Raw genomic sequence first — 11,307 nt, 5'->3', positions numbered from 1 at the left:
AGTCTCGAAAGGTTTGAGTCGTCAAAAGCTTTTTGCCAGAAAGAAAGGGATCAAAATCAGGGGTTGTTGGAGGAGACGGGAAATTAAAGATGGCAATGGGCATTCGATTAGGTGTGTCGTTTACCAGCCGCAGGGTCAATTCCCCAGGAGTCAAAGTTTCGAAATGCCTATCCGAAATCTCACGAATCTTATGAGAAAAAGACTGTCCCTTGTCTTTCGCCTTTCCTTCCACCTGAAATGTAAGTCCGATGGTAGTGGCCAGAACGCTCGGTGTAACTTCCAATTCAAAATCTCTTATTTCACCCGGTTCCAAGAAGGTCATCAACCGACTGTAATCCAATAGGTATTCCACAAGTTTCCTGCCACCATTTACCCGCGCATTACGGCTCATCTTATATTTCAGAAAATATTCTTCCGCCGAAAGAGAGTTGGGATCATGGCACCGAATCCTACGAACGTGGGGGGAAATTGTGAAGCTTACCTCAATCATATCATCCATTGAAGCTTCATAGTCGGTCGAGCAAAAGTTACAGAAATATTGTGAATCCACCACGTCAAGGGAACTGAAACTCTCTACTACATCACCACATCCCTTACATAACAACTGCCAGTCCATTTGAAAAAGACCCGCCTTCCTGCCATAAAGAAAGAGATTTATAGCCTGTTCCTCTGAAATACTCTTGTCTTTCGCAAATTGAATGGGATTGATTCGAAATAGAAGAAAGTCATCCTCGGAACGAATGAATGATTCCAATTTTGCAACGACACGTGGACTCCAGCTTCTTGCCCGTTCAAGCTCCTCGAGTCTTTCTTCGAGGTTGTCCTCATTGATTTCCAATGTCATGTCTTCCTGCCTCCATACCATAGGATTGTTCGTCCTGTACGTACAACCTGAATAGTGAAAATTGGCATACACCGCCTCGACGAGGTGGTATCCATGGAATATTTCCTAATCTGTCATATCCTATCATAAATAATTCACTGAAAGATAAGAAAAAGGAGATATTAAACCCCCCCTTTTCACCTCAGAAATTCGAGTTTCATATCGGTATCAGAGGCTGGATTCAAACAAACACGGGCCAAATAGCTCAGCGGGTTTTTAGGTATATCGACTGTCAGTGTAACTTAAGAAATACCGGCGGTTACAGCTTCGGGTGAAAACCGGCATGTCACTTGGCTATGACGTAAACCGGATCGAGCAGGGCTATTTCCGCGCTGCCTCTACCTCAGAAGAATCATCTTGCGGGTCTGGGTGAAATTGCCTGCCTGTCCGAAGAATCCTGCGGAGATACGGTACAGGTAAACGCCACCGCTTACCTGCTCGTCCAGGTCATTGGTTCCATTCCAAATGACTGACCTTTGGCCCGGCTCCTGACGGGCTACCGCCGCGATGGTGCGAGATGATTTGGCCGATCATCTCTAATGCATCTGTTCGACTAAAGATTGAAACTCCTCCTCCTCCCGGAGGGTGTCGAGGTCTGGGTCGCTCTGTGCCCATTCTCGCACACGCCAGCCACTCTTGAACGCCCTTTTTAGGTAACGAAGCCCCCGCTTTTTGTCTCCCATTTTTGCATATGCACAAGCAATGTTGAAAAGGAATAGTCCATCGTTCGGATCGATTTCCAGAATGCGCTTAATCGCTTTGAGAACCTCCTCCTTCATCCCCAAATTCAAATAGGCAGATGGTGCTCGGCTTAGAGTAATCGTGTCGTCAGGATTGAGGTCGAGCTTCCTCTTTATCAGCTCCCCTAGTTCTTGCTGAAGTCTTTTTGACTCTTCCAGGTCACCCGCTTTACGGCGATTCATCTCCAAGAACATCACTGGCTCCTCGCTGTAGGGCTTGATTTTTATCGCCTTGCGATAACACTCCTCTGCTTCGTTCAAATTGCCCAATATGTCGTACGCATGTCCCAGCCATCGATATGCGTCGTAGAAGTCCGATTTGAGGGCGATGGCAGTGTGATATTCACGCTTTGCCTCATCAAAGTGGTTTTCAATCTGGGACGCAAGTCCCAGCGCGAAGTGTGCTTCCGGAAGAGCCGGATTGAGCTGGACAGCTTTTTGACTTGCCTCGATTGCTTTATTTGCAAGCGAGGAGTCAGAATCCCACCACAGGTACCTATAGGCATAGGCTTCCGCAAGTCCCGTGTAGGCAAGAGAAAAATCAGGGTCTATTGTAAGTGCTTTCTTGAACATGTCGATCGTATACTGATTATCACGTCTCGAACGTCGCAAGGAAAATTCTTTTCCCCGGAGATAATAATCGTAGGCCTCAAGATTTTCAGTCGGTCTTTTCTCGAGTGCCTCCCTTTCACTTGTACTGAGCGTTATTGGAAATGCTTCCACAATCTTCTGGGATACTTCGCTCTGGAGATCAAAAATGTTTTCCAATTTCCGGTCAAACCGCTCTGCCCAGACGTGAAAACCACTTCGCACATCGATAAGTTGAGAGGTAATGCGGATTCTTTCTCCGGCCTTCCGCATGCTGCCCTCTAAAATGTAGTTCACATTCAGTGCTTCACCAATCCGGCGGGTACTTATCTGTTTGTCGCGGAATGGAAGCACGTCCGTTCGAGAGACCACTTTCAACATCTTGATCTTCGAAAGGTCAGTGATAATATCTTCAGTCATACCGGAGCAAAAATAATCACTCTCTTTATCTGAACTCATATTCTCAAAATAGAGAACTGCAATGGACTTCTCCTTTCCCCGGGACAATGGAGAGGCTTTTACTGCCTGAGGAGTAATCTTGTTTAGTTTTGTTACGAGCTCCTGTGCAGACCCTAAACGCTCAGACGGCTCCTTCGTCAAGAGGTGATGAACAATTGATGCAAGCTCTTTCAGGCGATCTTGTCGGAGGACCTCTACCGGCCTAGGATCTTGGTTGACAATCTCATAAATAACGGCTGCTTCGTGCTCACCGCGAAACGGCAGCTCCCCCGTCAACATTTCATGTAACACGACCCCAAAGGACCAGAGATCTGATCGATGATCTACTTCAAGTCCTTGCACCTGCTCCGGCGACATGTACGCGAGAGTCCCCATCGTGCTCCCTGTCTTGGTAATTCTTGTTTCCCCTTTCCTCCTGGCCAAGCCGAAGTCCATGATCTTTACCAGTCCTTCGGTGGAAATCATGATGTTCTCGGACTTAATATCGCGGTGGACGATATCCTTCCGGTGAGCTGCATTGAGCCCATCCGCTACGGCAATGGCAATTTTCAGAAGTTCTTTGGTTTTCAGGGGTCCCTTTTCCACCTTGTCCTTGAGCGTCTCACCTTCCACGTACTCCATGGCGATGAATGTTTGCCTGCCCGCCGTGTCGGGATCCTCTACCTCATCAATCTCATGGATAGTCATGATATTGGGATGGCTCAGAGATGAGGCAGCTTGCGCTTCGTGGAGGAACCGGGTCTTGTCCTCTTCATTAGCCAGAAGATGGTGGGGCAAGAACTTAAGGGCGACGGTTCGTTTGAGTTTGGTGTCCTCGGCTTTATAGACGATACCCATACCGCCTTCGCCAAGCTTTTCGAGGACTTTATAGTGGGAAATGGTTTGGCCGACTTGTCCGCCGTTCTTTTGGAGGATCATAGACAACATTAGGCTTTCTTCTTTATCAGCTTCTGAAACCGCGGATGATCACGAAGGGGATCCCAGATTGGATTGACGCGAAGCAAAGATATCGAAATCGTTCCAGGGACGGACAGTAGGAACTCGAGCTGGTCGATAGCATCATTGTATTGTCCAACCATCGCGTATATTTGAGCCAAGTCCTCGAGTCGAACAACCCCTTTCCAGGCTTCCTTGGAAACGGGAAGCAACTCCACCGCCAGCTTTCCTTCCCGGATCGCCTCGTTCTTGCGGCCAAGGCCAGCATAAGCGATGCCGAGAGAACTGTGGAATCGCGCATCTCCGGGCTGCTCCTGGAGATTTCTCTCCAATATGACTCGAGCGGAGTCGTAATAGATTTGCTCCAACTCCCGTTGGTTGATGAAACCATAGATTTGAGCATATAGTAAGGACTTTGGGATAAAGTCAAATTGATCTTCATAGGTCTCTAAAGATCCCAAGGAGAGTCGCTCCAACGCCGCTTCGTAGTCTCCATCAAACAGATCCAGCCACACCCAATCGTAGACAAGCTCTTCTCGGTCCACTTTTTCCAACGCTTCCTCAAGAACCTCCCGAGCTCTTTCGGTACTTCCTTGCCAACTTACGTATAGCCAAGCCTTATTCGCGTACGGCCAAGAAATATCAGGTGCCAACGAGATAGCGCGGTCAAGGTAAGGCTCCGCTTTCGAGTAATCCCGCATGAGGAAGAAAGTTTCTGCTAAATGAAAGGCTATTCCTGAAGAGCGTGGATCAAGTTCTATAGCCTTCTTTAAGTTAATCAATGCCTTTTCGAACTCGCCCTGACGCCTTTTTACATAACCGATACTTGCCCATAGGTCACTGTTGTTTGGTTGACTTTTCTGGGCAATATCGAACTGCTCCAGGGCGTTACCATAATCCAAGAACCCCCAGTAGTAGTAATAACCCAGCGCAATATGCGCTTCGGGGAGATCAGGCTCAAGCTCCAAGGACTTGTTCGCTGCGCTCTTCGCCTTCACCAAGCGCTCGTCCGTCCGGTCATAGTGAAACCAATACATTGCGGCGTGCCCACGAGAGAGTTTCGCGTAGGCCAGTGCAAACTTGGGATCTAACTCGATCGCTTTTTCATACATTTGTACAGCAATCCGCCTATCTCCTTCGACTAGACTCCGATCGGAATAGTCGTTGCCCCGCAGGAAGTAGTCGTAGGCTTCCATGTTTTTCGTAGGTTGCCGCTCAATATTCTTCTTCTCTTCCGGTGTAAGGGTTGCCTTTAAGGCCAGAGCAATCTTCCGTGCCACGTCACTCTGAATCGCAAAGATATCGCTTAAATCCCTGTCATACGTTTCTGCCCAGAGGTTTTCTTCCGTATTCACATCAATTAGCTGGCCAACGATTCGGATTCGTCGACCTGACCTCCGTACACTTCCTTCCAGTACTGTTGCGACACCAAGTTCTTTCCCAATGTCACGGATCCTTGTTTGAGTATTTTTGTACTGCACCACGGAGGTTCGTGCGATAACTTTTAAGTCCCCAATCTTAGATATTTGTGTGATGATGTCTTCGGTAATCCCATCACTGAAAAACTCATCTTCCTTGCTATCACTGAAGTTGGTGAATGGAAGAACGGCAATGGACTTTTCTCCCATTCCGGTTTCCCTAACATCCTCGGTGACAGAAAGGGATTCACCATTGCGGTATAAAAATATGGTAGTTACCAATGCTACTAAGATGATTCCGAAGACCACCATCCAACGATGAGTTTTCAGGGATCGACGCCATACTCGCGTTTTGCCTGGTTCTTTTGTAATTGGAAGAGGAGTTTCAGTAATAGCTGTCCGTTTTGTTTCAATTTCCTTCTTCAACCTATTCAAATCTGCCAGAAGTTCATCCGCATGTTGATAACGATCTTCTACCTCTTTCTCCAAAGCCTTATGAATGAACTCTTCAAGTTTCTTTGGAATATTGGGATTCATCGTACTGACGGGAAGGGGAGCCTCATTTACAATGGCGTAAAGAATCGCGGCATCGTGCTCCCCTTTGAAAGGTAATTGACCGGTCGCCATCTCATACATCACTACACCAAAAGAATAGAGATCACTCCTTCGATCTACCTCTAATCCCTCTGCCTGTTCAGGTGACATATACGCCAAAGTACCCAGGGTACTTCCCTCCTTAGTAACCCTCGTCACTCCTTTCCGCTTCGCCAGCCCAAAATCCATGATCTTCACAGTCCCTGTCTTAGGAATCATGATGTTCTCAGACTTGATATCCCGATGTACAATATCATGCTCGTGTGCTGCATTGAGTCCATCTGCTACAGCAATGGCGATGTTCAAAAACTCCTTTGTCTTCAGTGGCCCTTTCTCCACTTTGTCTTTCAATGTCTCACCCTCAACGCATTCCATGGCTATGAAAGTCTGACCTTCCACTTCATCAATCTCATAGATTGTTGTGATACTTGGATGCTCCAGAGCCGATGCTGATTTGGCTTCGTGGATGAACCGTTGTTTTTCTTCTTCGCTATCAGTGAGGTGAGATGGGAGGAACTTTAATGCAACATGACGGTCAAGCTTGGTGTCTTCAGCTTTATACACTACACCCATACCGCCCTCACCAAGCTTTTTGAGGATTTTAAAGTGGGATATTGTTTTGCCGATCATGGTCGTTTAGCTAGGAGCCTGATCGTTCGCCAGAATCGGGAATTGGACCCAAATTGCATATTCTTAGAGTAGGGATCGCACCCGCCACGGGGAATATGAACCAAAGTCATTTAAAAGGCAACAAAATCGCATAGAAATCTCACTCGGTAAACACAGAGTTCCGGTTAAAAACAATAATTCGTTTTCGGGATACATTCTTTTACTGGGAAAACTACCCGTGTCATTCAGACAAGCTTTCTGGCGGTCGATAATAATTGACGGTTTCTCCTCAAAGGTCATTCTGAGCCAGCTTATGAAATTAGCTCCAAGACCTCCAATGAGGACTATCGACCAGTCGGCCTTGTCCAAGTAGCTTGACTGTAATTCTCGGGATAGCTAAACTCACATTCAAGCTGGGGAATTCATTAGTTTGCCTTAATACCGCTAGAACTTCTACACGAAAGGAGACTAGATATGAGGAAGAACTGGTTTATCGCTGGTTTTCTGCTCCTAACGGGTTGTGCTGTCTTCATTCCCATGAGGGTGGGTCCACCTTCGGACATCCAAGTGGAAATCACAGCGGAGCGTGTGGAACTGGGGACGAAGCTGGCGGAAGGGATCCTGGCGTGCGGGTCCTGTCATACCACCGGGAACTTTGCAGGTGATCCACAACTGGACAAGTATCTGGCGGGAGATGTCTGGACACTTGAAATGGAAGGAACACTCACCGTTCCCAACATTACCCCGGACAAGGAAACAGGAATCGGCAACTGGACGGACGGCGAAATCATCCGGGCTATTACGAAGGGACTCAACAAAGACGGCCGGCAGTTGTTCCCGGCCATGCCCTGGCCCGAATTTGATGTTGCTCTGAGCATGGAGGAGGTCTGCTCGATAGTGGCGTACCTGCGCACCGTTCCTGAGCCGGTCAGAAACGTTGTGCCCGATAATAAACTCAAATTGCCGGTCTCCATGATCATGTCGACAGGAATGATCTATCGGATGGTTACGAAGAACCCGATGTTTGCCGATTACGAGCCCCGGAGCGACACGCCCGTGGAACGGGGAAAGCGTCTGGCTTATATGGGGATGTGTGTTGACTGCCACGCTTATGCACCGGGTATGATGCCTAAGTATGGGGAACCGCTGGCCGGGGGTTTTGCGAATAGGATGACTGATGGAAAATTCGTTGCATGTTCGAACCTCACGCCGGACGAAGAGACCGGCATCGGCAGCTTTACGGATGAGGAGCTGTACCAGTCCATTAAGTACGGCAAGCGCCTGCGACCCCTGCCCGAGACGGAAATGGTCCGCTGGCCCATGATGCCACGCATTCCCAACCATACATTGTTGACCGATGAGGAGATCAACGACCTCATCGCTTTTTTCCGGTCCCAGGAGCCCATCAAGCATGATATCATGAAGAAGGCTGAAGAACTAAGTCAGAAGTGAAAAGGATCCGGGTTCTGACACCATAGTCATTAACCTTGAAAAGGTTGGGATGCGAAACCATTTCAAGGTTCTATTTTTTAGATTCGAGGGCCTTGCCAGCGGCCTCCCCGCGATTCCACCTTGATGTCACGCAGCGATGGCGCTTTCACGTTGATCCTGAGATAGAATCCTCTCCCGAACCCTCCCGGGGTCCAGGTGAAACTGAGTTCCCAGCAGTGGAGATCACGATAGACATAGATATCGTGACTCACAATGTCACGCTCGAGCAAGTCAAACCTCGCAGAATACTGAACACGCCAGGACTTGGTGAGCTGGAGTCTCAAATTGGCGTTCATCCAGAAATTGTCCCTTGGTACCGCGGGATTGGTCCGGTTTGTTGAGTAGCGAAGACTGAGGGCGAGAGCCCACAGATTTCCTCCCGGCACGGGTTTCTTGCCCACCGTTTCAACTTTCATACTCTCCGTGGCTGAAAGATCACCGCCTGCCGCTGCGGTATCCACGAGAGCCGTGTCACTATCCGCCGTTGCACGTTCTGGTCGACGCAGACGACTGCCCGAAAACCTGAGTCCTGTGGATGTACTTGCTGTCAAAAGCCTGGGGACGGGAATGCCCCACTGGTTCGTGGCGATCCCCTCTCCGTTGCTATTGACGCCATAGAAATCGTGGGTCATGCGGAAGTCAAGAGTCAGCTTCCTGGGCAGCTGGGCCCGGATGGACGATTGAAGCTTTGAAAGCTTGAATGTTTCTGCTGCAAAATTGTAGCTCGTTGACATATTCCACGTCAACAGACGGTCGATCTTCCTCTCTTCCTCTCCCTCTCCTACTTTTGCCTGAAACACGTTCTTGATCGACATGTTCAGCTTTCTCTGTTCCCGTCTTGGGGTAGACCCGATTGCCGTGCCGCTGAAAGGATCGAACAGCACTTGATTTCCCTCTCTGTCCGGAACCTTCTTGAAATAACCGAAATCGTATCCGAACAGTGGTTTTGAGTAATCGGGTTGAAAGGAGAATCCCACTGACGGCGTCAACGTGTGGCGAATGGCTCGAAGGGCGCCGATCCTTACGGGAAATAGCCCGTAGAGTTTCGTGTTGCCGCTCAGAGAAAAAGAGACAATGTGGCGTGCACGAAACTTGGAAACCGTGCTCCCGGGCGTGTCCGCCGAATCGGCGTCGAAGTACTTCGTTGTCCATTGTTCACGGAGGGAGACAGAAGGTCGAATCGCGATATGTTTGAGAATCCTGTCCGATCCCGAAAGGGAAACGTTGTGGATCCAGCTGTTATCCCATGTCTGCTGACGTTTGTCGTCCCATTCGTATATGGCGTTTCCCAGAGAGTCGACACCGACGCTGTCGGATTCGTAGAAACCCGCCCCCCTGTTGTTGACGGTACTTCCATAAGACAGGTAGAAAGAGGGTCCACCTGTCTTTCCTCCCGACCCGCCGAATAATTGCATCTGCCCTTTACGGAGGGTGAGGGAGGGAAGAACTGTGTTGGTTTCCACGATGCGCATGCCGGCCTGCTTGGGGGATTGGTAATAGATGGACCCGGAATCTATTTTGGATTCGGCCATGAGGTTGCGGGTCTCGCGCAGGTTGACGGACATGCTGGCATTAAGCCGGGCCCAGCTCTTGGAATAAGTGGCGTTCGAGATGGCTTTCTGGTTTAGACGGGTGTCCCGGTGAATCCCGAGTTTCCGGTTGAATTGACTGTCATTGTAATACTGTGCGTTGACATTGAACGATTGCTTATGCCTCAGTTTTTGAGCGTGACTCCATCCCAGGGACCACCGTTCTGCCCCCGGATTGCCGAAAATACTGGCAATATCCTGGTCCTGCACCGTCCTGTTGTACCGGAACCTTACGTTGCCGCTGAAGCCGTATCGCTTCACATACCGGTTGCTGTTGCGAAAGACAATTCCCTGTCTGTCGTAGAAATCGAGCGTGAACTGGCTATTCCAGTGGTCGTTGACGGCCCAGAAGTAGCCGAGACCTTCCAGGTATTGTCCCTGGCGGCCGTTCTCTCCGTACGAGGGGAGGATCCATCCCGAGTGGCGTTTTCCGCTCTGATCGGGAATTACCGCAAAGGGGAGAGCGAAAAGGGGAATCCCCGAAATGTGAAAGACGATGGGCCTGGCAATGATCTTGTCACTCATGATCATTTTCATCCGGTGACTTTCGAAGTGAAAATGGGGGTCCGGCTCCAGATCGCACGTGGTGTAAATGCCATCGCTCACTAAAAAGATGTCGTTGCTTCGATTCCTGATTTCAGTCCCCCGATAGTATCCGTCCTGCATCCTGGTTTTGCCATAGTTCACCCGCCCCCGTCCCGTGGAGAGGTTATAGGCAAGGGACTCTCCAACCATGGGACTCCTTCCCCGTTCCGTCACCGTGGGAAGTTCCTCGCCCGAAGGGAGCGCGTGAAGAAGGTTGTCCTCCCACGAAACGGAGATGATTCCCGATCTCAGCTGTGTTTCCTCGTAGTCGACGGCTGCGGATTTTTTGAGAATTGTTTTTTCATTAGGAATGTCGTAATGGAGGGTGTCGGCGCTGTAGAAGATGGGGGAATCGGCATCCGAAGAAGACTCATCCGGGTGGTATTCCCCCCGGCAGCCTCCCACGATATGGATTGCTTTGAGGTCTTCGTTCCCGGCGGTATCTGCCTCAAACAGGAGGGTAATGGTATCCCCTGACGCGATATTCTTTCCCTGATACAGGGAATCGTCGAAGATGTGATAGAGAGTGGTGGCCATCCCTTCCAGCCTCACGGAGTCGAGTCTGCCGTCCACGAGATAGGCTTCCAGTCTCTTTCCGGCCATGTCGTCTTCGAATTCCTTCAGCTCGTACTCTGCGGCGGAGGTATCACCTGCTGTGGATTGCGTCCTGACCTTTCCCGTGGAATGGTACGTGACATGAGACTGGTCAGGTATGACGACGCGACTCAGAATATCATCGGTGTAGTAAAGGTATATTTCGCTGCCCGAAAGGATCTGTCCTTCCTGGTTCACCACGGGATCTTCCAGAAGTATGGACGCTTCAGCAGTCGCATCGTAAATGCTTCGCCCGCAGGTTGCCTCTCGGCCTTCTTCCTGGATGACGACCTCACCGATGGCGGTATAGCTTGCGGCTTTTTCACCTTCTTTTTTCTGATAGACAATGCGATGGGCAGTGATCGTCTGGCTTTTCTGCGTGAACTGGACATTTCCTGAGCCCAGGCCGCTATCGGCCTCCAGAAAGTAGATGAGCGTATCGCACAGTAGGTCATATTCTTCGTCGTCGAACTGCACGTGTCCCAGCGCCGTTACTCTGTCATTTCCCGAGTCAAAGATGAGGGAATCGGAAGTGAGAATCTGGTTTCCCCTTTCCATCCTCACCGAGGGTGAAAACGTGCCGATTCCCTCCCGGTCGCGATAGGTGGCGCGGTCCGCGGTGACAGTGGTCTCACCTTTCCTGAATTTGACATTCCCTCTCAGAAACTGCATAGCCTTCCCATCGGAATCCGTGATGTTTTCCAGTTCATCGGCATGAATCAATCTGAGCCTTTCCTGGGGCTCGGCACTCGAAATCGAGAACAAAAGAAAGATAATAAAGCAGAAGTGGAGAATTGGAGAAATGGAGAAATGGAGGCTTC

Annotated in this window: 5 protein-coding genes; 1 reads left to right on the top strand and 4 read right to left on the bottom strand. The window is 49.7% G+C overall.

Annotated elements, in window-relative coordinates; all coding sequences use genetic code 11:
- The 3 genes from V3U24_02855 to V3U24_02845 all read right to left on the bottom strand — a co-directional run.
- Positions 1-844: DUF5939 domain-containing protein (locus V3U24_02855; GenBank protein ID MEE9166391.1), on the bottom strand; the 844-nt coding region annotated here is incomplete at its 3' end.
- A gap of 575 nt (positions 845-1,419) precedes the next feature.
- Positions 1,420-3,597: a protein kinase gene (locus tag V3U24_02850; GenBank protein ID MEE9166390.1), complete on the bottom strand. Its 2,178-nt coding sequence runs from the start codon at positions 3,595-3,597 to the stop codon at positions 1,420-1,422.
- The gene (locus V3U24_02845; GenBank protein MEE9166389.1) at positions 3,597-6,248 is read right to left on the bottom strand and encodes a protein kinase; all 2,652 of its coding nucleotides are present in this window, start codon (positions 6,246-6,248) and stop codon (positions 3,597-3,599) included. The genes V3U24_02850 and V3U24_02845 overlap by 1 nt, the downstream gene beginning before the upstream one ends.
- A gap of 453 nt (positions 6,249-6,701) precedes the next feature.
- On the opposite strand from V3U24_02845, the gene V3U24_02840 reads away from it, so the two are divergent.
- Complete coding sequence (locus V3U24_02840; GenBank protein ID MEE9166388.1) at positions 6,702-7,679, top strand: hypothetical protein; 978 nt, start codon at positions 6,702-6,704, stop codon at positions 7,677-7,679.
- A gap of 77 nt (positions 7,680-7,756) precedes the next feature.
- On the opposite strand, the gene V3U24_02835 is transcribed toward V3U24_02840, so the two are convergent.
- A complete protein-coding gene (locus tag V3U24_02835; GenBank protein ID MEE9166387.1) occupies positions 7,757-11,209 on the bottom strand; it encodes a putative LPS assembly protein LptD in 3,453 nt (1,150 codons plus the stop codon).
- Between the last annotated feature and the right edge of the window lie 98 nt (positions 11,210-11,307).

It is taken from the genome of Candidatus Neomarinimicrobiota bacterium (assembly GCA_036476315.1).
Taxonomy (GTDB): domain Bacteria; phylum Fidelibacterota; class Marinisomatia; order Marinisomatales; family S15-B10; genus JAZGBI01.
The sequence above is the reverse complement of the archived record's forward strand: the minus strand, read 5'-3'. Positions and strand labels throughout refer to the sequence as shown.

Bases quoted from the DNA above. Each gene is read 5' to 3' on its own strand.
- V3U24_02850 (MEE9166390.1), bottom strand. From the start codon at position 3,597: ATGTTGTCTATGATCCTCCAAAAGAACGGCGGACAAGTCGGCCAAACC.
- V3U24_02845 (MEE9166389.1), bottom strand. From the start codon at position 6,248: ATGATCGGCAAAACAATATCCCACTTTAAAATCCTCAAAAAGCTTGGT.
- V3U24_02840 (MEE9166388.1), top strand. From the start codon at position 6,702: ATGAGGAAGAACTGGTTTATCGCTGGTTTTCTGCTCCTAACGGGTTGT.